Below are 22486 nucleotides of genomic sequence, written 5' to 3'. Positions count from 1 at the left end.
GATGAAAGACCTGACACGCGGCTCCATCGTGAGCCACATCCTGACCATGGCGCCGCCGATCGTCGTCGGCATGATCACGATCATGATCTGCCAGCTCGTCGATCTGTATTTCGTCGGCGGCCTCGGCGAGGCCGCGGTCGCGGGCGTGGCTGCGGCGGGCAATGCCGGATTCCTGATCAACGGGCTGATGCAGGTGCTCGGTGTCGGCACGGTCTCGCTGATCGCCCAGGCGGTCGGACGCAAGGATCGCAGCGACGCCAATTCGGTGTTCAACCAGGGAATCGTCTTGTCGGTGTTGTTCGGACTGGTGACGCTGGTAGCGGGCGCTCTGCTGTCGCGCCATTACGTGCGCGCAATCGCCGCCGACGCGGACACGATCGAGGCGGGCACCACATATCTCCTGTGGTTCATGCCGGCGCTGGCCATGCAATTCATCACGCAGGTGATGGGTTCGGCGTTGCGCGCCACCGGCGTCGTGCGGCCGACCATGCTGGTGCAGGCGCTTGCCGTGATCATCAACATCGCGCTGGCGCCGGTCCTGATCGCGGGCTGGGGCACTGGCCACGCGCTCGGCGTCGCCGGCGCCGGCCTTGCCAGCTCGATCGCCGTTTTGATGGCCGTTCTGATGCTGTTTGTGTATTTCCGGAGACTGGAGCGCTATGTCGGCTTCGATCCCAGGCAATGGCGGCCACGGCTTGATCAGTGGAAGCGCATCCTCAATGTCGGCCTGCCGGCCGGCGGCGAGTTCGCGATCATCTTCGCCTGGATGGGCGTGATCTATTACGTGCTGCGCGATTTCGGTCCGGGTGCGCAGGCCGGGTTCGGCATCGGAACGCGGGTGCTCGGTTTGATCCAGATGCCGGCGCTCGCGGTCGCGCTCGCCGCGGGCCCGATCGCCGGGCAGAATTTCGGCGCGGGTAATGCCGGGAGGGTGCGGGAGACTTTCATCAAGGCGGTAGCGATCGTGACGATCGTGATGGGGGCGTTCACGGTCCTGGCGCAATGCAAGCCCGAATGGTTGCTCGGCAACTTCTCGAGCGATCGGGAGACCATGGGCGTCGCCGCGATGTTCCTGCAGTTCGTCTCGCTGAATCTCGTGGCGCAGGGATTGGTCTTCACCTGCAACAGCATGTTCCAGGGTCTCGGCAACACCAGGCCGGTGCTGTTGAGTTCGGCCACTCGCCTGGTCACCTATGCGGTGCCGGTGATCTGGCTCTCGACGCGGCCAGGCTTCCGGATCGAGTACGTCTGGTACCTGTCGATCGCGACGACGACGTTGCAGGCCGCCCTGAGCCTGTGGCTGCTGCGCCGCGAGTTCGGGAAGCGCCTTGCGCCATCGGCGCGCGCGATCACTCCGGAACCAGCTGAGCCGGAAGTGGCGCCTTCTGCTGGCGCGTCCGTGTAGAGATCGCCACCGTCGCCACGACGGCGGTGGCGAACAGCACGATCTGCCGCGTGATGGTTTCGCCGTTGAACTGTGCGGCGAGCGCGAAGGTGACGAAGGGTTGCAGCAGCTGCACCTGCGACACCCGCGCGATGCCGCCCATCGCCATGCCGGCGTTCCAGGCGAAGAACCCGATCCATTGCGAGAACAGCGCGACATAGAGCAGGCCGAGCAGCGGCCCGAGCGGGATGTGAAGGAGGTCGGGCGGCATCGTCAGCCAGGCCGCGGGCAGCGAGAGCGGCAGCGCGATCACCAGCACCCAGCTGATGACCTCCCAGCCGGGCATGCTTGCCGTCAGCTTGCCGGAGAAGGCATAGCCGATCGCCGCGACCGCGACTGCTGCGAACAGATAGAGGTCGCCGGTCGACAATCTGCCGCCGCCCTGCCGTAGCGCAAAGGCAACCACCAGCGCCGCGCCCACCAGCGAAGCGATCCAGAACAATGGCTGCGGCCGCTCATGCGTCACGGCGACCGCTACCAGCGCCGTTCCGATCGGCATGACGCCGAACACCACGCCGCCATGCGAGGCATCGACGCTTTGCGTGCCCTTCGCCATCAGCAGGGGAAACAGCACGGTGACGCAGAGCGTCGTCAGGATCAGTTGTGGCCAGAGCGCCGGCGCCGGTATCGGACGCCGCAACGCGACCAGCAGTGCCGCAGAGCAAACGCCCGCGATCGCGGCCCGCATCGCCGTCAGTGCAATCGGATCAATGACCGAGACCGCAAGACGCGTCCCCGGCAGCGTGCCGCCGAAGATTGCCATGCCGACGAAGCCGAGCAGCAGGCCGAGACGTTGGTGCGAGGAGGAAGTCATGATGCATGTGATTAGCGGCTTGACGGTACCGTCGACAAGCCGGCGCGCTCGGAGCACATGGCGGCTATGCGCACGCTATCTCGGAGCAATTCCGCTCCACACCAGGCCAACCCCGGACAGGAACAGCAAGGCGAGCACGATGCTGGAAAAATTCCGGTCGTTCAGCGCATGATAGACGCGCGCGCCGAGCCAGGCGCCGAGCAGCGTTCCGGGGAAAGCGCAGATCACCAGCCAGACGATCGCGGGCTTCACCAGCCCGCTTCCGATCTGGACGCAGAGCGCGACTGCGAGGATCGTGAAGTTGAAGGTCTGGAACACGCCGCGGCGCTGCTCCTTGCCCCAGCCGCGCACGCTCGCCCACAGGATCGGGAGCGGGCCGGATAGCCCTGCAAGGCCGCCGAGGATGCCGCCGGCAAATCCGACGGCCGTGTCGGCCCATTTGCCGCCAAAGGCGATCGACATCGGCTTGCGCTGCAGAAACAGCAGGGTCGGAAACACCAGCAGGAAGACACCGACGGTCAGCTTGAACACGGCAGGGTCGGCCTGCGCGATCAGGAGGATGCCGATCGGCACGCCCGCAAGACCGCCGATGATGAAGGGCCAGATCAGGCGGAAATCGATCGTTTTCCAGATCGACGGCAGCGTCGAGACCTGCGCGATGACCGAGCAGACCAGCACCAGCGGCACCGCAAGCGTCGGCGGCAGCACATAGAGCCAGATCCCGAGCGCCATCAGCGCGGTGCCGAAGCCGGCAAGCCCGGAGACGAAGCCGCCGGCCAGCGCGCCGGCGAACAGGATCACGTAGGTCGCCGGCGTCATCGCTGTCTCGTGTTCTTGGTCATTGCCGTGACGTTTACACGACGCCGGCGGCAGGTACACTTCGAAATCGCAGCCCTTCAACGACAATCGAACCGGAAGCGTCCCCATGTCTGCAAGCCCGTCTGCAAGCTCGTCCAAAACCTTTCTGGTCTGTCACGGAGCCTGGTCGGCGGGATGGGCGTGGAAGAAGATGCGTCCCCTGATGCAGGTCAGAGGCCACCGGCTGATCACTCCGAGCTACACCGGGCTCGGCGAGCGCGCCCACCTGGCCAATCCGGCGATCGATCTGGAAGCCCACATCAAGGATGTGCTCAGCGTCATCCAGTATGAGGATCTCGGCGATATCGTGCTGCTCGGCCATTCCTATGGCGGCATGGTCGCAACCGGCGTCGCCGACCGCGCACGCGAGCGCGTCACTCAACTGATCTATCTCGACGCCTTCGTGCCGCGCGACGGCCAGTCGCTGTTCGACCTCAACGAGGTCGCGATCGAGAAGATGCGGGAAGCTGCGCACGACGGCGACGGCTGGCGGATCCCGCCGATGCCGACGCCGCCGGACACGCACCCCGCCGACGTCGAATGGCTGACCGCCCGCCGCGTCGACATGCCGATCAAATGCTTCGAGCAGAAGCTGAAGTTGCAGCACGGCGAGCCATCGATCCCGCGCAGCTACATCTACGCCACCCGGATCACGCCGGCCGATACGTTCGGCCGGTTTGCGAAGCGCGCGAAGAACGAAGCCGGCTGGCGCTATTTCGAGATCGACGCCAGCCATTCGCCGAACGTCACCGCGCCGGAGGCGTTGATGGCGCTGCTGGAAGAGGTCGTCGGCTGATTGGCGAACGACTGGAGCGCGATGAGAATCCGGGCATGTGCTCATGCGAGCCGTGCCCGTCGGACCTGCCGCACGCGTTGATACGAAGCGTCAACGTCACTGCCGTTCAGTCCGCGAGCTCACCGAGCACTTCACCTGGAAGAGAAACGTGATTTCATCGCGCCGCGCGGTGATGTAAGCTGCAACCAACGATCTGCCAACGGAGGTATCAAACTCCAAGGGTGAGCGGCAGCCGAATGTTATTGCAGGGCTTTTTCTTCTCGTAATCGAAATTTCCTGCCCGGATATTTCTCTCGGGCACAATCAGATCGCCGAACGGAGCAATTGCAATTTATCGAGATCGCGGGCTCGACGGGCCCCGCGTCGTATTTCTGTCGTCCCGTCATCCACCGTACCAGAGGAGCGAGACAATGAGCGTCCGACTGCGGATACTTCCGTTTTCAATTTGTGCTCTTACCATGGTCGCCGGTCCGGCCTTCGCAGATTGCTCTGCTTTGCCGAGTTTTTCGCAACTGCGTTCTGCGCTCGTCGGCGCGTTGACGCCCGCGTCCGGGGCAAATGGCGGCCTGGGCTTCAACATGTGGGCGACGCTGGTCGCCAATGACGGCACCGTCTGCGCTGTCGCGTTTTCGGGCAGCCAAGGTACCTCCGAATGGTTGGGCAGTCGCGTGATCTCCGCACAGAAGGCGAACACCGCGAATGATTTCAGTCTCGGCCACAACGCCACACCGGCCGGCAGCCTGTTCCCGACGGGATTGGCGTTGTCGACTGCCAACCTGTTCACCGCCGTGCAACCGGGCGGCAGCCTCTATGGCCTGCAGCACAGCAATCCGGTCGACACGGCCGCCGCCTATGGCAACCGTCCGCCCGCCGGTACTCCCGGCGTGAGCCAGGCCAGTTTCACCTCGGGTCCCGCCGCGGGGGCTTCGTTCGGTACGCCGAGCGATCCCATGGTCGGCCAGCGAATTGGCGGCGTGAATGTATTCGGGGGCGGACTTGCGCTCTACGCGAACGGGTTCAAGGTCGGTGGCGTCGGCGTCAGCGGTGACACGTCGTGCACCGACCACATGGTCGCATGGCGCGTTCGAAATGCCCTGGGACTCGATCAATTCCAGGGCGTCAAAGGGGTGGCGGATGCAACTCACCCGGACAACATCATCTTCGACATCACGACAAATCCCGATGGTACGGGTGGCACGGGCCAGTCTCCCGCCGGCTCGGGCGGGGTCGGGAAGAGCGCGAGCGGGTTTGGCCATCCGAAGTGTCTGAACAATCCATCCGATGCCGCCGTGGCCGCTCTTCCGCCCGTGAAGTGACATCCATCAGCGGGGACGCCGCACAGGCAGCGTCCCCGTTCAATATCCGATCCACGCCGACGAACGACGTCGCGGATGGTGGGCGGTCGGCGATTGTCCAATAGGCGACATCGGCGCTACCCGCTTGGGCTAGCTCGCCGAAGCGGCGCTGATCGTCATTGCCGGCCCTGCGCCACCACGGCATCCCACCACGGGCAGACGCCTTTGACGCGCGCGTAATTGCCGTCGATCACCTGAACCGGCGCTCCTCTCTGCCGGTTTTGTGCATCATGCCGCACGTCGGGAGGCGGATCCTCGCCGCCAACGGCGCGGAACAGTCCATCGTGGCCCCAGAAGCTCGCCAGCGTGTCCACCTCGTGCGGCTGCCACGTCGCGTCGTCGACGTCGCGGCCACCCCAGCCATACTCGACAAAAAACTCCGACGGCGTACGCATGTAGAAGGACGTCATGAAATCGTTGCTGTGACGACCAAGCGTGGCGACGATCTTCTCACGATCCGTCAGGGCCAGGTCATAACCCTGGCCGACGTCGTCGAGCGAATAGAGTTCGACCATCAGGTGGTTGAGGACATTCACCGGCGCCTCGACGAGGGCGATGCTGTGATGCCGCGGATTGACGTGCAGGAAATACGCCGCGATCGGCGCGAGGGAATAATCGCTGATGCGAAAGCCGAGCAGGTCGCGGTAGAACGTCAATGCGGCCTTGATGTCCTGCACCGCGATCAGAACATGTCCCATCCCGAGCGGGCCGGCACGAAATCCCGAAATCAGGCGGCTGGGGCGAAACGGCGTATCGGCTAGCGCGGCGCCATGGAACGCCTCCAGACGATTGCCGGCCGGATCGCGAAACGAGATCAGGCCGGACACGAAGCGCTGGTCCGCAAGCGCAGCCGGCTCGCGCCGCACGGCAATGCCGGCCTGCTCCAACCTTGCAGCAAGAGCCTCCAGCGCTGCGGCGTCCGCGACTTCCCAGCCAAAATAGTTCGTACCGCCGGGCATGGCGCCATCGAGCACCAGGCGCTGCTTCCGGTCATCCATGCGGAAAGCACGCATGCCGCCGCCGCGATCGACAGCCTCCATACCGAGGCCCTTCGTCGCCAATGTCGTCCAGTCGTCCAGTTTCGCGGTGCCGACGCCGAGATAGCCGAATGCCTGGATTTCCATGACGTGCCTCCCCTCTGTTTCGAAACCGGTTCAACCTGACTGCATCATGTTCTACGCTGCCATCGCGGTCCTGCGGCAGAAGCAGGAGGCCTTGATCGGAATCTCCGCGCGCGCCTGTGCGAGATCGAGCCGTTGCTTGATCAGCGCGCTCTCGACCATCTCGCCACGGCGCACCAGGCACTCGTGCAAACCATGCAGCGACCACAGATTGTCGGGATGCTGGCAGGCCCGGCTCAGCTTGCCGTCGAGGCCGAGATCGGAACGGTAGACCGCCTCGGCTTCATCGAGGCGTCCCTGCTCGAGCAGCAGCGCGCCGAGCGCATGACGCGGCGGCTGCATCCAGCCCCACGGCTCGTCATAGGGCAGCGCGTCGGAGAGCTCGACCGATTTGCGCAGCTGCGCAAATGCGGTGTCATGGTTGCCCTTGCGGTATTCCAGCTCGCCGTTCAGCATCGCCTCGGCGACATTGAGCAGGTTCGCGACCTTGTTGTTGTGCACAAGCCGGCTCTCCGGCACGCGGGCCTTCGCTGCCGTGAACGATGCCTTCTCGGCCTCGGCCTCGGCGACATGGCCGAGCGCCGAGTGCGCCACCGCCTTGGCGTAGTGGATCATTGCCGTCACCGAACAGTAGAGGTCGCGATCCTCGGGCAGCTTCTGTGCGATGATCTCGCGCCATTTGCCGAAGCGCACCAGCACGTGCTGCTTCATGGTCAGATAGCCTTCGAGGAAATCGGCCATCGGGGGCGAAGGGATGCGCAGCACCGGCTCCGGGACCGTGGCGATCAGCTCCTCGGCCGCCGCGATCGCCGGCAAGTACTGGCCGAGGAACATCGCGCCGTAGATTGCGAAGTGGAAGTTGTGGATGACGTAGACGAGGTAGACGCCCGGATCGTCCGAAAAGGCGAGGAAGCTGCGGTCGGTCTTGAGCGCCTTCTGATTGTAGAGCAGCACGTCGTTGTACTGTCCGCACAGCACGTCGAGATGCGTCGGCATATGGATCAGGTGACCGCTGTCGGGGACGATCGCGCGCAACCGGTCGCCGGCGCGCAGCGCGCGCTGCGGGAACGGCGACATCTCCATCAGGTGGACATAGAGATGCAGCAGGCCCGGATGGTCCCACGCGGCCGGCACTCGTTCGAAAGCCTGTTCGAGCACCGCGCGACATTCCTCGGTGCTTGCTCCTTCAGCCGGCTTGCCGGACGGCAGATCCCACATCTGCCAGGGGGTCTCGTTCATGATCGATTCGGCGAACACGCATCGGACTTCGAGATCGTCCGGAAAGGCCGTGAAGATCTTGCGCATCTCCCTGGTGTAGGCCTTGTCCCATGGCGCCATGTCCTCGATCGCCTCGCGCTGCGGATAGCGCGCGGGCAGGGCTTCGATCATCGCCCGCTCGACCGCACTTGCCTTGGCCGCATGCGCGAGCGCGTCCTGCATGGCGTCGTATGAGGCCGACAGTGCCATCTGCCGCCCCTGCGGGTCATAGCGCACCCAGGGCAGATTGTAGTTGGGTCCCGAGGCGTAGCTGATGCCCCAATGCGCCATCGCACATTCGCCGTCGTGCGCGAGCGCTTTGCGGAAGCACTTGATCGCCTCGGTATGGTTGAACCCGAACAGCCAGTTGAGCCCTCGATCGAACCAGAGCTGTGCGTCAGGCGATGATGTGGTGACTTTGCGGCTGTACGGCCCGAGATCAAAATAGGTCATGCCTCTTGTCCTCATTGAGCAGTGCCGGTTCCGGCATTCTACTCGAAAGGCTCGCGGCGTCACTGCGCTTGCTGAGTGGTACCGCAAAATGGCGAGGGGCCCGGCGTATTACGCCGAGCCCCTCATGGTAGAGCATCAGCCGGCCTGTAAGCCGGGTTCTGTAGGGCACCATTCTCGCGAACGGTACGTGACGGCCATTCCTCTGGGACAAGGTTCGCACCTTGCCTCGAGCAACCTACCCGGACAGCGGGCCTGACATCGCCCTGCGGTGTTATCGCTGAAAGCGCGAACTAACCGCGGTGCCGTCCCTATTCGGTTTTGCTCCCGGTGTGGTTTGCCATGCCGTCTCCGTTGCCGGAAACGCGGTGCGCTCTTACCGCACCTTTTCACCCTTACCCCGCGAAGCCCGAGGGCGAAGCGGGGCGGTTCGGTCTCTGTGGCACTTTCCCTGGGGTTGCCCCCGCCGGATGTTATCCGGCACCGCATGTCGATGGAGCCCGGACTTTCCTCCCCCGCGGCCTTTCGGCGCCAGCGGGAGCGGCCGTCCGGCCGACTGACGGCGTAGGCATGCGGGCTTTGCTCCGCCGCGTCAAGCGGTTGCGTTGGTTAATCCGGTCCGCGCTTGTCAAACCGGGTCCGCGGGTCCAGATCGGGGCGAGGGGTGAAGGAGTGGAGAGTCCGATGGAATTCCAGACCAACCTGGGCGAGGCGCTGCTTGGCAGCGCGTCCGACGCGATTGTTGCGACCGATCGGGAAGGCCGCATCACATTCTGGAATCCCGGCGCGGAGCGGGTGTTCGGCTTCACGGCCGAGGACGCCGTGGGCCAGTCGCTCGACCTGATCATTCCGGAAAACCTGCGCGCGCGCCACTGGGCGGGCTTTCGCGAAGTCATGGAGACCGGCGTCAGCCGCTACGGGCACGGCGATCTGTTGTCGGTGCCCGGCCTGACCAGGGATGGCCGCCGGATCTCGGTCGAGTTTACGATCGTGATGCTGCGGGACCCGGCGCAGCGCGTGGCCGGGACCGTGGCCGTGATGCGCGACGTGAGCCGGCGGTTCGAGGAAATCAGGGCATTGAGGCGGCGGCTGGCGCAGTCGGGCCAGGCCGGTTCCGGGTCATGAGGCCGCGGACGATGAGCCCGGCAAAAAAATAATGACGACGATGTCGTCCTGCACGTCGTCCGTTCGACTGAGTGTCGGCGATCCAGCCGATGACAAGGAGATGAGACATGCACTATTTGCTGCTGATCTATCGGAATGAAGCGGAATTGGGCCACATGACCGCCGATGATCGCAAGAAGATGACCGGAGAGTACGGCGCCTACACCCAGTCCATCATTCAGAGCGGCCACTTCAAGGCGGGTGACGGGCTGCAGCCGACGACGACCGCAACCACGGTGCGGGTTCGCGACGGCAAGATCCTGACAACCGACGGCCCGTTCGCGGAGACCCGCGAGCAGCTCGCCGGCTATTATCTGGTCGATGCCAAGGATCTCGACACCGCGCTCGGCCTCGCCGCGCGGATTCCCGGGGCCAGGACCGGCTCGGTCGAGGTCAGGCCGGTGATGGTCTACGACAACTGATAGAAGTGTCGTCATTCCGGAGCTTCGAAGGACGAACCCGGAATCTCGAGGTTCCGGGTTCGCGCGTGCAAGGGTACGTGCGCCCCGGAGCGACATGTTGGATCAGATGACCCCGAGCGAAATCGAAAAGATCTTCCGCGACGAGGCGGGGCGGGCGCTGGCCACGCTGATCCGCCTCGTCGGCGATTTCGATCTCGCCGAGGATTCCCTTCAGGATGCTTTCGCGGTGGCGCTGGAGCGCTGGCCGATCGGCGATCTGCCCGCCAATCCGCGCGCATGGCTGGTCAATGTCGGCCGCAACAAGGCGATCGACCGGGTGCGGCGCGCCGTCAGCTTTCGCGGCAAGCAGCAGCAGCTGACGCATCAATTGCTGCTCGATGCGGAGCCGTCCGTCGAGCCGGCGGATGCGACGCTCGACGACGACATGCTGCGGCTGATCTTCACCTGCTGCCATCCGTCCTTTGCCGCGGAGGTCCAGGTGGCGCTGACCTTGCGCACGGTGTGCGGCCTCACCACGGCGCAGGTCGCGCGCGGCTTCCTGGTGAGCGAGGATGCAATGGCGCAGCGGCTGCTGCGCGCCAAGCAGAAGATCAGGCTCGCCGGCATTCCCTACGAGGTGCCGGAGCGCGACGCGCTGGAGCCGCGGCTGCACGGCGTGCTCGCGGTGATCTATCTCGTGTTCACCGAGGGCTACGCGGCGACCTCCGGCGAGGACCTGATGCGCCCGGATCTCGCGTGCGAGGCGATCCGGCTGGCGCGGCTCATCGATCGGCTGATGCCGGCGCGCGGCGAAATCAAGGGCCTGCTGGCGCTGATGCTGCTGCATGACGCGCGCCGCGCCGGCCGCCAGACCAAAGGCGGCGATATCGTGCTGCTCGAGGAGCAGGACCGCGCGCTGTGGGATTTTCAGCAGATCGCCGAAGGCTTGCGGCTGGTCGAGGAGGCGCTGCTGATGCCGGGGCGGCCGCAATCCTACGCGGTGCAGGCCGCGATTGCCGCGCTGCATGCGCGGGCGCCGAGTTACGACGACACCGACTGGCCGCAGATCGCCGGCCTCTACGAGGTGCTGCTGCGCATCAGCCCGTCGCCGGTGATCGAGCTCAATCACGCCGCCGCGGTATCGATGGTCGACGGTCCGGCGCGCGCGCTCGACCTGATCGACGCGCTGGAGGCGCGCGGCGGGCTGAAGGGATATGACCAACTGCCCGCCGCGCGCGCCGAGCTGTTGCGCCGGCTCGGCCGCAAGGACGAGGCGCGGCAGGCGTATCTCGCGGCAACCGCGGCCACGCAACTCGAGCCGCTGCGCCGGCTCTATGCGCGGCGCATCGCGGAGCTGGGGTGACGTCACCTGCGCGTGCGGCTCACGAGGGGATCAACTCCCATGCCGCGACGTTCGACGCGCTCAGTAGTTCTTTTTCGTCGCTGTACCGGATGTCGTACCGGTCGTCGACTTGGCCGCATTGCCGGTTGTCGTACCGGTCGTCGACTTCGTCGTGCTACCGGTCGTCATCTTATCGGTCGTCGTTTCCTTCGACATGCCGGTCGTGGTGCCGGGTGCCATCTTGTGCTTCTGCACGTGATGGACCTTGTGGGTCGTCATGGCGCTTGCCGCTGTTGGAGCAACGACGAGGCCGACGGCGACGGCTCCCGCAATGAGTGCCTTGAACATGGACTGGTCTCCACGCAAACCGCCCCGAACAGGAAGCGGCGTGCAGGCAAAAGGTTCCTGCGTCACCGATAGGCAGATCGTCGGAGAAGCGGCTATTTCGCGTCGGTCACATCAGGCGCCAGCGCGCCTTCCGGCAGGCTGTCCAGCAGCGCATGGAGCGTCGCCATGGTGGACTGGTCGGCGATGCCGTCGACCCGCTCGGGGCGGAAGTGGCGCTGGAAGGCGGTGACCACGTCCATGGTCGGGCCGTCGAACTTGCCGTGAGTCGGGATGTTGTAGCCATAGTGCCGAAACGCCGCCTGCATCCTTGCGACATTGTCGCTGATCGCACCGAGCTTCAGCGCATCGCTGCGCACGATCGGCGCCGGCTGCACCCAGTGGCCGACACCGGAATTGGCCAGCGAATGCCACGGAAACTTCTCGCCGGGATCCTTCTTGCGCGCCGGCGCGACGTCGGAATGGCCGAGCACGCGATGCGAAGGCACCTTGCGGCGGAGCATGATGCCGCGGCACAGCGCGATCACGGCAGCGATCTGTCGCAGCGGGAAGTCCGGATAGCCCCAGTCGTGGCCGCGGTTGATGATCTCGACGCCGATCGAGCATGAGTTGATGTCTTCCTCGCCGGCCCAGCAGGAGACGCCGGCGTGCCAGGCACGCTTGCTCTCCGGCACGCACTGCACGATGCGGCCGTCCTCGAGCACGACGTAGTGCGCCGAGACCTCGGTGCCGGGCGTGCAAAGCTGCGCGATCGCGCCCTCGACGTCGGGCATCCCGGTATAGTGCAGCACGATCATGTCGGGCTGCCTGCCATCGGCGCGCTCACCGTAATTCGCCGACGCGATCACGTCGGAGGCGATCGAGGAATCGGGCGTGAATGTCGTCATGTCGGCCGCTCCCCTGGGAGCCGGGAGGACACGTTGGCGCTTCGAATCAGCATCGGCGGACGAGGACGAACCAGAAGTCATCAAATCACTCGAGTCAGGCGGCAGAACGGCACATCACACATGGATAAACGAACACTCGTTTACTATTCCTTTACCCTGCGGTCCGCGCAATCATCAGGCCTTCCCGAGGGGCACATCTGGCGTGCGGTGAGGGGCACCACAAGCATCACCCAAAATGCTAATCAAATGCTGCTGATAGCGCTAACGGAACATCAACGTTTTCTTAACGCTAAGTGCCGTTACTGAGGGGTGAGGAGCCGAACCGGTTGGGGACGGCCGAGGTCCGCTTTTTTGCGCGAAATCCCATGGAAGCCCAGCAAATTCCGGTCGGATGTCAGGATTTGCCGCCGGGGATGGGAACCCGCGCAGGCCTCTCGCGGGGGCTTTCTGACCGGAACGGCCTGGCAAGGCGCAGAGATTCGAGGCGCAATGAGCCGGCGCACGTCCATTTTCGATTCGAGCGGCGCGGCTCCGTCAGGGGGCCGCGGATGAGCGCGCGTGACTCCCGTCACATTTCCGTGCTGGGCCGCGAGGCCGTGGCGTTTCTGGCGCCGCACGCCGGCGGTGCTTATGTCGATGCCACCTTCGGCGCCGGCGGCTACAGCCGGGTGATCCTCGGCGTGGCCGAAACCCGCGTCATCGGTATCGACCGCGACCGCACCGCGATCCTGGGCGGCTTCGATCTTGTCGATGGTTCCGACGGCCGGCTGACGCTGGTCGAGGACCGCTTCTCCAACCTTGCGGAGGTTTGCGCCGCGCAGGGGCTAGAAGCGGTCGACGGCATCGTGATGGATGTCGGCGTCTCCTCGATGCAGCTCGACCAGGCCGAGCGCGGCTTCTCGTTCCGCCTCGGCGGCCCGCTCGACATGCGGATGGGGCAGAGCGGCCCCACTGCCGCCGACGTGGTCGCGAAGGCCTCCGAGAGCGACCTCGCCAGCATCATCTACATCTTCGGCGAGGAGCGCCACTCGCGCGGCGTCGCGCGCGCCATCGTCGCAGCGCGCAAGGAGGCGGCGATCACGACGACGCAGGCGCTCGCCGACATCGTCGCGAAGGTCGTGCGCGCCAAGCCGAACGAGATCCATCCCGCAACGCGGACGTTCCAGGCGCTGCGCATCTTCGTCAACGAAGAGCTCGACGAGCTGCATCAGGCGCTCGCCGCATCCGAACGGATGCTGAGGCCTGGCGGCCGGCTGGTCGTGGTGTCCTTCCACTCGCTGGAAGATCGCATCGTGAAGACCTTCTTCGCCGAGCGCGGCAAGGCCGCAGCCGGATCGCGGCACTTGCCGGAGGTCGCGCAGGCAGCGCCGAGCTTCCAGATCCTGACCAGGCGCCCGGTGACGGCAGGCGAGGCCGAGGTCGCGGCCAATCCGCGCTCGCGCTCCGCCAAGCTGCGCGCGGCCGAACGCACCGCTGCACCGTTGCACAAGGCCGATGCGTTGCCGTCATGGCCGCGTCTGGCAGACGTGATGCGGGGAGGCTGACATGCGCATCCTCCATCTCCTCGTCATCGGCATGCTGATCTTCGCCGCATCCTATGTCTATCGCATCAAGATGGAATCGACCGCGCGCGTCGAGCGTGTGCTGCAACTGAATGCGGAGATCCGCGCACAGCGCGATGCGATCGCCTCGCTACGCGCCCAATGGGCCAAGCTCGATGCGCCGCTCCGGCTGCAGGGCCTGGTCGAGCGGCATCTGCCGCTGAAGCCGATCAACGCCAACCAGTATGACTCCCTGAAGAACCTGCCCGAGCGGCCGCCGAACTTCACCCGGCCCGGCGCGCGCGATCCGATCGGCTCGATGATCGATACGATCGAGGCGGCCGCCGCGCCCGACAGCACGACCGGCTCGATCGCCGCGCCGGCGACGGACAAGTCGGTTTCCGACCAGCCCGCTCCCGACCAGGCGGCTCCAGAGCCAGATCCAGACCAGGCGCAGGGAGATCAGCAATGACCGATCCGGCGCAAGCCAACAAGCCGGCCGCGAGGCCCACCGAACCCTGGAGCCAGCGGCTGATCCGCACCCTGCTGTACGGGCGCAATGTCGACCGTGCCGCGAAGGCGCGCGCCCGCGTCGGCTTCGCGATCCTCGCCTTCGCCGCCGTCTACGCCGTGCTCGCCGGACGCCTCGTGCTGTTTGCGGTCGGTGCCGACAGCCATGGCGCGCGACACACAGCCTCGCAGGACGCGATCGCGACCGCGCGACCCGACATCATCGACCGCAACGGCGAGATCCTGGCCACCGACGTCAAGGCGCCGAGCCTGTTCGGCGAGCCGCGCCGCATCATCGACAAGGACGAGGCGATCGAGCTCCTGACCGCGACCTTGCCCGATCTCGACACCGGCGAGGTGCGCGACCGCCTGTCGTCGCGCAAGGGGTTCGTCTGGCTGAAGCGCGAGATCACGCCGAAGCAGCAGCTCGAGATCCACCGCCTCGGAATTCCCGGCATCGGCTTCCTGCGCGAGAACAAGCGGGTCTATCCGACCGGCAACGAGGTCGCCCACCTGATCGGCCTGGTCAACATCGACAACCAGGGCATCGCCGGCATGGAGAAGTGGCTGGACAGCAACGGTCTGGCCGATCTGCATCGCGCGGGCTTCGCCACCGACCGGCTGCAGAAGCCGGTCGAGCTGTCGATCGACCTGCGCGTCGAGCACGCGCTGCGCGACGAGCTGATCAAGGCCAAGGAGAAGTTCCACACCAAGGCCGCCTCGGGCCTCGTCTCCAACGTGCGTACCGGCGAGATCGTGGCGATGGTGTCGCTGCCCGATTTCGACCCGAACAATCCGAAGGAGGCGCACGATCCCGATCGCATCAACCGCCTGACCACCGGCGTCTACGAGATGGGCTCGACTTTCAAGGCCTTCACGCTGGCGATGGCGCTCGACTCCGGGAAGTACGATCTCAACTCGATGTGGGATGCGCGCGGCCCGCTGCACTACGGCAAGTTCGCGATCCACGACGACGAGCCGAAGGGCCGCTTCCTCAGCATGAAGGAGGTCTTCACCTTCTCCTCCAACGTCGGTGCGGCGCGCATTGCGCTGTCGCAGGGCGTCGAGGCACACAAGGCGTTCCTGCGCAAGATGGGCCAGCTCGAGCGCCTGCGCACCGAATTGCCGGAGAGCGCTTCGCCGATCGTGCCGAAGCGTTGGGGCGACCTGAACACCATCACCATCTCGTTCGGTCACGGCATCGCGGTGGCTCCGCTGCAGGCGGTGATGGGTATCGACGCGCTGGCCAATGGCGGCTATCTGATTCCGCCGACGTTCCTGAAGCGCACCGAGCAGGAAGCGATGGCGATCGCCAAACGGGTCATCAAGCCCGAGACCAGCGAGAAGATGCGCTTCCTGATGCGGCTCAACGCCGAGATCGGCACCGCGCGAAAAGCCGACGTCAAGGGCTATTACATCGGCGGCAAGACCGGCACGGCCGAGAAGGTCGTCAACGGCCGCTATGCCAAGAAGAAGGTTCTCACGGCCTTTACCGCGATCCTGCCGGCCGACAATCCGAAATATCAGCTCCTGATCATGCTCGACGAACCGCAGGCGCTGAAGGAAACCTACGGCTTCATCACCTCGGGCTGGAATGCGGTGCCGACCGGCGGCGCCGTCATCGCCCGAATTGCGCCGATTTTGGGTATCGAACCGCGATTCGACCTGCCGCCGTCCGACCGCCTTATTCTTGCGGCATCCAGAACAACCCAGTAAGGCGTACATTCACGGGCGCGCGGGGCCGCGCCAGCCAGCTGGAAGATCATGAGACTTCGCGACCTCTTCAGCGATGACACGACGATCGATCCAAGGGCCGACACGATTGTGGTCGGCGGACTTGCGGTCGACAGCCGCGCGGTGAAGCCGGGTGACCTGTTCTTCGCGCTGGCCGGCCAGAAGACCGATGGCGCGCGCTTCATCGACGCGGCGATCGCGGCCGGCGCGGTGGCCGTCGCAGGCGACCATCCGCCGCACGGCGCGCTGCGCGTTCCCTTCATCGTGACGGGCAATCCGCGCCGCGCGCTGGCGCTCGCCGCCGCAAGATTCTATCCGCGCCAGCCGGCGGTGATCGCGGCGGTGACCGGGACCAGCGGCAAGACCTCGGTCGCGGCCTTCACCCGCCAGATCTGGCAGCGGCTCGGCCATTCATCCGCGAGCATCGGCACCATCGGTCTGGTGTCGGACAGGCGCACCGTCTACGGCTCGCTGACCACGCCGGATCCGATCGCGCTGCACCGGCAGCTCGACGAGATCGCGGCCGACGGCGTCACGCATCTGGCGTTCGAGGCCTCCTCGCACGGCCTCGACCAGTATCGCCTCGACGGCGTGCGCATCGCCGCCGGCGGCTTCACCAACCTGTCGCGCGATCACATGGATTATCATCCTGACGTCGCGCACTACCTCAACGCCAAGCTCAGGCTGTTCCGCGATCTCGTCGCGAACGGCGGCGCAGCCGTCGTCGCGGCGGACCATGATTGCTCGGCGGAGGTGATCGCCGCGGCGCGCGGGCGGGGCTTGCGGGTCATCGCGGTCGGACGCAACGCCGATGCGGGCGAGGGCATCCGGCTCGTCGACGCCGCGATCGAGGGCTTTGCGCAGAAGCTCGTGATCGAGCATCGCGGCCGCAACCATGCCGTCACCCTGCCGCTGGTCGGAGAGTTCCAGATCGAGAACGCGCTGGTGGCCGCAGGGCTTGCCATCGGTACCGGCAGCGCCGCGGACGCCGTGTTCGACAGCCTCGCGCAGCTCGAGGGCGCCAGGGGGCGGCTCGAATTCGTCGGCGAGCATAATGGCGCGCCGATCTTCGTCGACTATGCGCACAAGCCCGATGCGCTCGCCAAGGCGCTGCAGGCGCTCAGGCCCTATGCCAGCCGCAGGCTCGTCGTGATCTTCGGCGCCGGCGGCGATCGCGATGCAGGCAAGCGTCCGATCATGGGCGCGATCGCCGCCGAGAATGCCGATCACGTTATCGTCACCGACGACAACCCGCGCAGCGAGAAGCCGGAGGCGATCCGTGCCGCGATCCTCGCCGCCGCGACGGGCGCGCGCGAGATCGGCGACCGCGCCGCGGCGATCCGCGCCGGCATTGCGGGCCTGCAGCCGGGCGATGCCCTGCTGGTGGCGGGCAAGGGTCATGAAATCGGGCAGATCATCGGCGACAGGACGTTACCGTTCAGCGATCATGAAGCGGTGGCGTCGGCTCTGGCAGCGAGGAGCAAATGAGCACGATATTGTGGACGTCGGATGCGATGGCGAAGGCGATGCGTGCCGCAACGCAGGGCGTGCTGCCCGAGGGCGTCACCGGCCTCTCGATCGACAGCCGCACCATCGGGCGCGGCGAAGCCTATTTCGCGATCAAGGGCGAGGTCCATGACGGCCACAGCTTCGTCGAGGCGGCGCTGAAGGCGGGTGCAGCGCTCGCGGTCGTGGCGGCGGCGCAGCGCGACAGGTTTCCATCCGATGCGCCATTGCTCGTGGTCGACGACGTGCTTGCCGGGCTCGTCGAGCTTGCGCATGCCTCGCGCGCGCGGCTTGGCGCGCAGATCGTCGCGGTGACGGGCTCGGTCGGCAAGACCTCGACCAAGGAGGCGCTGCGGCGCGTACTGGCGGCGCAGGGCGAGACCCATGCCTCGACGGCCTCGTTCAACAATCACTGGGGCGTGCCGCTGTCGCTGGCGCGCTGTCCTGCGACCGCGCGCTTCGCGGTGTTCGAGATCGGCATGAACCATGCCGGCGAGATCACGCCGCTCGTGAAGATGGTTCGGCCGCATGTCGCAATCATCACCACGGTCGAACCGGTGCATCTGGAATTCTTCTCCGGCATCGAGGCGATCGCCGATGCCAAGGCCGAGATCTTCTCCGGCGTCGAGCCCGGCGGCGCAGTCGTGCTCAACCGCGACAATGCGCAATTCACGAGATTGCAGAAGCACGCCAGGAAGGCGGGCATCTCCCGGATCGTCTCGTTCGGCACCAACAAGGGGTCGGATGCGCGGCTGATCGATCTGTCGCTGCATGCGACCTGCTCGGCGGTGCATGCCGACATCCTCGATCACGACATCACCTACAAGATCGGCACGCCCGGCCGTCACATGGCGATGAACTCGCTCGCGGTGCTGGCAGGGGCCTCGCTGCTGGGCGCGGACATCGCGCGTGCAGCGCTGTCGCTGTCGCAGCTCGAGGCGCCCTCGGGACGCGGCGTGCGCCGCGCGCTCGATCTCGGCCTCGGCGAGGCCACGCTGATCGACGAAAGCTACAACGCCAATCCGGCCTCGATGGGAGCCGCGCTCAACGTGCTCGGCCAGGCCCGGATCGGCCCGCACGGCCGCCGCATCGCGGTTCTCGGCGACATGCTCGAGCTCGGCCCGACCGGGCCGGCGCTGCATCGCGGTCTGGCCGAGGCCGTCACCGCCAATCGCATCGACCTCGTATATTGTTGTGGTCCATTGATGCGGAATTTGTGGGATGCCCTTTCCTCCGGCAAGCGGGGAGGCTATGCGGAGAGCTCGGCGGCGCTGGAAGCGCAGGCGGTCGCCGCGATCCGCGCCGGTGACGCGATCATGGTGAAGGGATCGCTGGGTTCGAAGATGAAGGTCATTGTCAGCGCACTGGAAAGACGCTTTCCCGGCAAAGCCGCGCACGAAGAAGCGGTATAGGGCTTTTTGAATGTTCTACTGGTTGATCGAGCTGTCCAATACCGTCCCGGGGTTCGGGATGTTCCGCAGCGCTCTCAACGTGTTCCGCTACATCACGTTCCGCACCGGCGGCGCGATGGTGACCGGCGCGCTGTTCGTATTTCTGTTCGGACCCTGGATCATCGACCACCTGAGGCTGCGGCAGGGCAAGGGGCAGCCGATCCGCACCGATGGTCCGCAGTCGCACCTGATCTCGAAGAAGGGCACGCCGACCATGGGCGGCCTGATGATCCTGTCGGGCCTGGTGGTGTCGACGCTGCTGTGGGCCAACCCGATCAACCCCTATGTCTGGATCGTGCTGGCGGTGACGCTCGGCTTCGGCTTCGTCGGCTTCTATGACGACTACCTCAAGGTCACAAAGCAGTCGCACGGCGGCTTTGCCGGCAAGCTGCGCCTCCTGATCGAGGCGGTGATCGCGCTCGCCGCCACCTACGCGCTGGTCCGGCTCGGGCGCGACGTTTCCTCGACCTCGCTTGTGATTCCGTTCCTGAAGGATGTCGTGATCAATTTCGGCTGGTTCTTCCTGATCTTCGGCGCCTTCGTAATGGTCGGCGCCGGCAACGCGGTGAACCTGACCGACGGCCTCGACGGCCTTGCCATCGTGCCGGTGATGATCGCGGCCGCCAGCTTCGGCATGATCTCCTATCTCACCGGCAACGCGGTGTTCTCCGATTATCTGCAGATCAACTACGTCGCGGGCACCGGCGAACTGGCGGTGCTCTGCGGCGCGGTGCTAGGGGCGGGTCTCGGCTTCCTCTGGTTCAACGCGCCGCCGGCCTCGATCTTCATGGGAGACACCGGCTCGCTTGCGCTCGGCGGCATGCTGGGCGCCACCGCGGTTGCGGTGAAGCACGAGATCGTGCTCGCCGTGATCGGCGGCCTGTTCGTGCTGGAGGCGGTCTCCGTCATCGTGCAGGTCGCCTCCTTCAAGCTCACCGGCAAGCGCGTGTTCCGGATGGCACCGCTGCATCACCATTTCGAGCAGAAGGGCTGGACCGAGCCGCAGATCGTGATCCGCTTCTGGATCATCTCGGTGATGCTGGCGCTCGCCGGCCTCTCCACGCTGAAGTTGCGGTGATGAACCTTCAACCCAACCATCGTCATTCCGGGGCTCGCGCAGCGAGAACCCGCAATCTCGAGAGTCCGGGGTCAGCCCTGTCGGGCTGCCCCGGAATGACAAGGTGGTGAATCGTGATCCCCGTCACCTCCTTCGCAGGCAAGACGGTCGCGGTGTTCGGTCTCGGCGGTTCCGGGCTGGCGAGTTGCCACGCGCTGAAGGCCGGCGGCGCGGAGGTGATCGCGGCCGACGACAATGCCGACAATGTCGCCAAGGCCGCCCAGGCCGGCTTCGTCACCGCCGATCTCCGCACGGTGTCGTGGGCTGACATCGCGGCCCTGATCCTGACCCCCGGCGCGCCGCTCACCCATCCGGCGCCGCACTGGAGCGTGCTGAAGGCACGCGAGGCCGGCGTCGAGGTGATCGGCGACATCGAGCTGTTCTGCCGTGAGCGGCGGCGGCAAGCGCCGAACGCACCGTTCGTCGCGATCACCGGCACCAACGGCAAGTCGACCACGACCGCACTGATCGCGCATCTGATCAAGGTTGCGGGCTACGACACCCAGATGGGCGGCAATATCGGCACCGCGATCCTGTCGCTGGAGCCGCCGCGGATCGGCCGCGTCCATGTGATCGAGATGTCGTCCTACCAGATCGACCTCACGCCCTCGCTCGATCCTTCCGTCGGGATCCTGATCAATGTCACCGAGGACCATATCGACCGCCACGGCACGCTGGCGAACTACGCCGCGGTGAAGGAGCGTCTGGTCGCCGGCGTGCAGGGTGGTGGCACCGCAATCGTCGGCGTCGACGACGGCTGGTGTCGCGACATCGCCGACCGGCTCGATCGTGCGGGAAAACGCGTGGTGCGTATCTCCGTGAGGAACCCGCTTCCCGATGGTCTCTATGTGGAGCACGAGACCATCGTGCGGGCGTCCGGCGCGGCGCGCAGCGAGGTGGCGCGGCTGGGCGGCATCGGCTCGCTGCGTGGCCTGCACAATGCCCAGAACGCGGCCTGCGCTTCGGCCTGCGCGCTCGCGATGGGGATCTCCACCGACGTGCTGCAGAACGGATTGCGCAGCTTCCCGGGGCTCGCCCATCGGATGGAGCAGGTCGGCCGCCGCGGCCACGTGTTGTTCGTCAACGATTCCAAGGGCACCAATGCGGATGCCGCCGCGCATGCGCTGTCATCCTTTGCCGACATCTTCTGGATCGCCGGCGGCAAGCCCAAGGCCGGCGGCATCACCGGCCTGTCGGGCTACTTCCCGCGCATTCGCAAGGCTTACCTGATCGGCGAGGCGGCGGCCGAGTTTTCCGGCACGCTCGGCGAACACGTGCCGCACGAGATGTCCGGCACGCTCGACGTCGCGGTGACCAGCGCCGCGCGCGATGCCGAAGCGTCCGGGCTCGGCGAGGCGGTCGTGCTGCTGTCGCCGGCCTGCGCCTCGTTCGACCAGTACCGCAATTTCGAGATCCGCGGCGCCGCCTTCCGCGACCTCGTCAACGCGCTGCCCGGCGTCAAGCCGGTGGTGTGATCGCAGGATGGGCGACTGTCCGCGCAGCCGTCCTGGTCCTCCGGGCGCGCACGAAAAGTGCGGTACGCGCGACCGCACTTGCTCAGAATATCCGCCGCGAGAAAACTCGCGGTTGTGGTTGCCGGTGAGGCATGGTGCGCAATGCCGATGACCTCGTCATGAGCTTCGCGCACCATGGGCCAGTGGCGTCGCGCGTTCAGTATGGATAATATCCGCCCGGGCAAACATAGTTGCCGTAGGCGTCGTAACCGCAGCCGCCGCGGTAGTAGGCCCCCGCCGCTGCCGCACCGACTGCAGCCGCGCCCACTGCTGCTGCTCCGTAGCCGTAGCCGCGATATGCCCCCCCATAGCCGTAGCGCCCACCGCGCACAGCGACGGCGCCACCCCGATAGCCGTATCGCCCGCCGCGAACCGCGACAGCGCCACCCCTGTATCCACCGCGAACCGCGACTGCGCCGCCCCTGTAACCTCCGCCAGCACGCGCGCCGGCACGCGCGTTCGCGTCATTGGGCGTGAGGGTGACCAACACCATGGCTGCGGCTGCCGAAGCGATGAGTATCTTACGCAACATCGGCGTACTCTCCTTTTCCAGAGTGAAAGCCGCGGACACACCTGCCCATCGCGATTGACCGCGACCGTCCAAAGGCTCGCGCGCCGGAGTTTCGCGTTGTTGACTTGGATCAAACCTCACGTTCAGCTGCGCGCACGTTCATCTACCTGAACGACTGTTCCATTGCCCATCCTGCGTCCCTCGCGCCAATCACTGATTTGCCCGACGGCGCAAGCCCCCATTTAAGAAATATTTCGGTTTATCGTAACGACAAATCAGTGTATAGCTCATCCCGTCTCACCCGATCGAGGGGCGCTCGCGATCGTCACGAACGTTGCGGTGGGATGCGGTGGACGCCGCATGCGTGA

The 22486-nt window shown here is 65.8% G+C and carries 19 protein-coding genes, 1 other RNA gene and 1 pseudogene; 13 read left to right on the top strand and 8 right to left on the bottom strand.

From position 1 onward, the window contains the following. Window position 1: 1 nt before the first annotated feature. Window positions 2-1405, top strand: coding sequence for an MATE family efflux transporter (locus JQ586_RS26570; protein ID WP_212397579.1), 1404 nt, complete (start codon window positions 2-4; stop codon window positions 1403-1405). Here JQ586_RS26570 and JQ586_RS26565 read toward each other — a convergent pair. Both JQ586_RS26565 and JQ586_RS26560 read right to left on the bottom strand, forming a co-directional pair. Beyond that, window positions 1350-2258: a DMT family transporter gene (locus tag JQ586_RS26565; protein WP_212397578.1), complete on the bottom strand. Its 909-nt coding sequence runs from the start codon at window positions 2256-2258 to the stop codon at window positions 1350-1352. The genes JQ586_RS26570 and JQ586_RS26565 overlap by 56 nt on opposite strands. 75 nt (window positions 2259-2333) lie before the next feature. Then, on the bottom strand, window positions 2334-3077 hold the full coding sequence (locus tag JQ586_RS26560; RefSeq protein ID WP_212397577.1) for a sulfite exporter TauE/SafE family protein: 744 nt from the start codon (window positions 3075-3077) through the stop codon (window positions 2334-2336). A gap of 106 nt (window positions 3078-3183) precedes the next feature. On the opposite strand from JQ586_RS26560, the gene JQ586_RS26555 reads away from it, so the two are divergent. Both JQ586_RS26555 and JQ586_RS26550 read left to right on the top strand, forming a co-directional pair. Then, window positions 3184-3912: an alpha/beta fold hydrolase gene (locus JQ586_RS26555; RefSeq protein ID WP_212397576.1), complete on the top strand. Its 729-nt coding sequence runs from the start codon at window positions 3184-3186 to the stop codon at window positions 3910-3912. 410 nt (window positions 3913-4322) lie between these two features. Further along, window positions 4323-5228 (top strand): heme-binding protein, encoded by a 906-nt coding sequence (locus tag JQ586_RS26550; protein WP_212397575.1) that lies wholly within the window; start codon window positions 4323-4325, stop codon window positions 5226-5228. A 155-nt stretch (window positions 5229-5383) separates the two neighbouring features. On the opposite strand, the gene JQ586_RS26545 is transcribed toward JQ586_RS26550, so the two are convergent. The 3 genes from JQ586_RS26545 to rnpB all read right to left on the bottom strand — a co-directional run bounded on the left by JQ586_RS26545 (window position 5384) and on the right by rnpB (window position 8655). Then, entirely contained in the window at window positions 5384-6391 is a 1008-nt protein-coding gene (locus tag JQ586_RS26545) for a VOC family protein (RefSeq protein ID WP_249148172.1), read from the bottom strand. A gap of 51 nt (window positions 6392-6442) precedes the next feature. After that, window positions 6443-8098 (bottom strand): tetratricopeptide repeat protein, encoded by a 1656-nt coding sequence (locus tag JQ586_RS26540; protein WP_212397574.1) that lies wholly within the window; start codon window positions 8096-8098, stop codon window positions 6443-6445. A 131-nt stretch (window positions 8099-8229) separates the two neighbouring features. After that, an RNA gene (gene rnpB, locus JQ586_RS26535) (RNase P RNA component class A) lies at window positions 8230-8655 on the bottom strand. Window positions 8656-8779: 124 nt separating this feature from the next. On the opposite strand from rnpB, the gene JQ586_RS26530 reads away from it, so the two are divergent. The 3 genes from JQ586_RS26530 to JQ586_RS26520 all read left to right on the top strand — a co-directional run bounded on the left by JQ586_RS26530 (window position 8780) and on the right by JQ586_RS26520 (window position 11023). Further along, window positions 8780-9220: a PAS domain S-box protein gene (locus JQ586_RS26530; protein WP_212397573.1), complete on the top strand. Its 441-nt coding sequence runs from the start codon at window positions 8780-8782 to the stop codon at window positions 9218-9220. Between the two features lie 107 nt (window positions 9221-9327). Beyond that, window positions 9328-9681 (top strand): YciI family protein, encoded by a 354-nt coding sequence (locus tag JQ586_RS26525; protein WP_212397572.1) that lies wholly within the window; start codon window positions 9328-9330, stop codon window positions 9679-9681. Between the two features lie 106 nt (window positions 9682-9787). After that, a complete protein-coding gene (locus JQ586_RS26520) occupies window positions 9788-11023 on the top strand; it encodes an RNA polymerase sigma factor (protein ID WP_212397637.1) in 1236 nt (411 codons plus the stop codon). 60 nt (window positions 11024-11083) lie between these two features. On the opposite strand, the gene JQ586_RS26515 is transcribed toward JQ586_RS26520, so the two are convergent. Together JQ586_RS26515 and JQ586_RS26510 are read right to left on the bottom strand one after the other, a co-directional pair. Beyond that, complete coding sequence (locus tag JQ586_RS26515; protein WP_249148171.1) at window positions 11084-11350, bottom strand: hypothetical protein; 267 nt, start codon at window positions 11348-11350, stop codon at window positions 11084-11086. 92 nt (window positions 11351-11442) lie between these two features. After that, on the bottom strand, window positions 11443-12315 hold the full coding sequence (locus JQ586_RS26510) for an N-acetylmuramoyl-L-alanine amidase (protein WP_212397571.1): 873 nt from the start codon (window positions 12313-12315) through the stop codon (window positions 11443-11445). Window positions 12316-12782: 467 nt separating this feature from the next. Between JQ586_RS26510 and rsmH the strand changes: the two genes are divergently transcribed. The 7 genes and pseudogenes from rsmH (at window position 12783) to murD (ending at window position 21568) form a co-directional block, all read left to right on the top strand. Beyond that, window positions 12783-13778: a 16S rRNA (cytosine(1402)-N(4))-methyltransferase RsmH gene (gene rsmH, locus JQ586_RS26505; protein WP_212397570.1), complete on the top strand. Its 996-nt coding sequence runs from the start codon at window positions 12783-12785 to the stop codon at window positions 13776-13778. Window position 13779: 1 nt separating this feature from the next. Beyond that, window positions 13780-14157, top strand: a pseudogene (locus JQ586_RS26500) (hypothetical protein); the annotation flags it as partial. Window positions 14158-14243: 86 nt separating this feature from the next. After that, a complete protein-coding gene (locus JQ586_RS26495) occupies window positions 14244-16001 on the top strand; it encodes a penicillin-binding protein 2 (RefSeq protein ID WP_212397568.1) in 1758 nt (585 codons plus the stop codon). A gap of 48 nt (window positions 16002-16049) precedes the next feature. Further along, window positions 16050-17507, top strand: a complete 1458-nt coding sequence (locus JQ586_RS26490) for a UDP-N-acetylmuramoyl-L-alanyl-D-glutamate--2,6-diaminopimelate ligase (protein ID WP_212397567.1) — start codon at window positions 16050-16052, stop codon at window positions 17505-17507. Beyond that, on the top strand, window positions 17504-18937 hold the full coding sequence (locus JQ586_RS26485; protein WP_212397566.1) for a UDP-N-acetylmuramoylalanyl-D-glutamyl-2,6-diaminopimelate--D-alanyl-D-alanine ligase: 1434 nt from the start codon (window positions 17504-17506) through the stop codon (window positions 18935-18937). Before JQ586_RS26490 ends, JQ586_RS26485 begins: the two co-directional genes overlap by 4 nt. 10 nt (window positions 18938-18947) lie before the next feature. Further along, a complete protein-coding gene (gene mraY, locus JQ586_RS26480) occupies window positions 18948-20054 on the top strand; it encodes a phospho-N-acetylmuramoyl-pentapeptide-transferase (RefSeq protein ID WP_212397565.1) in 1107 nt (368 codons plus the stop codon). A 113-nt stretch (window positions 20055-20167) separates the two neighbouring features. After that, entirely contained in the window at window positions 20168-21568 is a 1401-nt protein-coding gene (gene murD, locus JQ586_RS26475) for a UDP-N-acetylmuramoyl-L-alanine--D-glutamate ligase (protein ID WP_212397564.1), read from the top strand. Window positions 21569-21764: 196 nt separating this feature from the next. Here murD and JQ586_RS26470 read toward each other — a convergent pair whose 3' ends face one another. Beyond that, on the bottom strand, window positions 21765-22139 hold the full coding sequence (locus JQ586_RS26470; RefSeq protein WP_212397563.1) for a hypothetical protein: 375 nt from the start codon (window positions 22137-22139) through the stop codon (window positions 21765-21767). Between the last annotated feature and the right edge of the window lie 347 nt (window positions 22140-22486).

Origin of the sequence: Bradyrhizobium jicamae (genome assembly GCF_018130215.1) — a bacterium.
In the GTDB taxonomy this organism is placed as follows: domain Bacteria; phylum Pseudomonadota; class Alphaproteobacteria; order Rhizobiales; family Xanthobacteraceae; genus Bradyrhizobium; species Bradyrhizobium jicamae_A.
Note: the sequence above shows the minus strand (reverse complement) of the source record. Positions and strands in the feature narration are given on the sequence as shown.

Bases quoted from the DNA above. Each gene is read 5' to 3' on its own strand.
- JQ586_RS26570 (WP_212397579.1), top strand. From the start codon at position 2: ATGAAAGACCTGACACGCGGCTCCATCGTGAGCCACATCCTGACCATG.
- JQ586_RS26565 (WP_212397578.1), bottom strand. From the start codon at position 2,258: ATGACTTCCTCCTCGCACCAACGTCTCGGCCTGCTGCTCGGCTTCGTC.
- JQ586_RS26560 (WP_212397577.1), bottom strand. From the start codon at position 3,077: ATGACGCCGGCGACCTACGTGATCCTGTTCGCCGGCGCGCTGGCCGGC.
- JQ586_RS26555 (WP_212397576.1), top strand. From the start codon at position 3,184: ATGTCTGCAAGCCCGTCTGCAAGCTCGTCCAAAACCTTTCTGGTCTGT.
- JQ586_RS26550 (WP_212397575.1), top strand. From the start codon at position 4,323: ATGAGCGTCCGACTGCGGATACTTCCGTTTTCAATTTGTGCTCTTACC.
- JQ586_RS26545 (WP_249148172.1), bottom strand. From the start codon at position 6,391: ATGGAAATCCAGGCATTCGGCTATCTCGGCGTCGGCACCGCGAAACTG.
- JQ586_RS26540 (WP_212397574.1), bottom strand. From the start codon at position 8,098: ATGACCTATTTTGATCTCGGGCCGTACAGCCGCAAAGTCACCACATCA.
- JQ586_RS26530 (WP_212397573.1), top strand. From the start codon at position 8,780: ATGGAATTCCAGACCAACCTGGGCGAGGCGCTGCTTGGCAGCGCGTCC.
- JQ586_RS26525 (WP_212397572.1), top strand. From the start codon at position 9,328: ATGCACTATTTGCTGCTGATCTATCGGAATGAAGCGGAATTGGGCCAC.
- JQ586_RS26520 (WP_212397637.1), top strand. From the start codon at position 9,788: ATGACCCCGAGCGAAATCGAAAAGATCTTCCGCGACGAGGCGGGGCGG.
- JQ586_RS26515 (WP_249148171.1), bottom strand. From the start codon at position 11,350: ATGTTCAAGGCACTCATTGCGGGAGCCGTCGCCGTCGGCCTCGTCGTT.
- JQ586_RS26510 (WP_212397571.1), bottom strand. From the start codon at position 12,315: ATGACTTCTGGTTCGTCCTCGTCCGCCGATGCTGATTCGAAGCGCCAA.
- rsmH (WP_212397570.1), top strand. From the start codon at position 12,783: ATGAGCGCGCGTGACTCCCGTCACATTTCCGTGCTGGGCCGCGAGGCC.
- JQ586_RS26495 (WP_212397568.1), top strand. From the start codon at position 14,244: ATGACCGATCCGGCGCAAGCCAACAAGCCGGCCGCGAGGCCCACCGAA.
- JQ586_RS26490 (WP_212397567.1), top strand. From the start codon at position 16,050: ATGAGACTTCGCGACCTCTTCAGCGATGACACGACGATCGATCCAAGG.
- JQ586_RS26485 (WP_212397566.1), top strand. From the start codon at position 17,504: ATGAGCACGATATTGTGGACGTCGGATGCGATGGCGAAGGCGATGCGT.
- mraY (WP_212397565.1), top strand. From the start codon at position 18,948: ATGTTCTACTGGTTGATCGAGCTGTCCAATACCGTCCCGGGGTTCGGG.
- JQ586_RS26470 (WP_212397563.1), bottom strand. From the start codon at position 22,139: ATGTTGCGTAAGATACTCATCGCTTCGGCAGCCGCAGCCATGGTGTTG.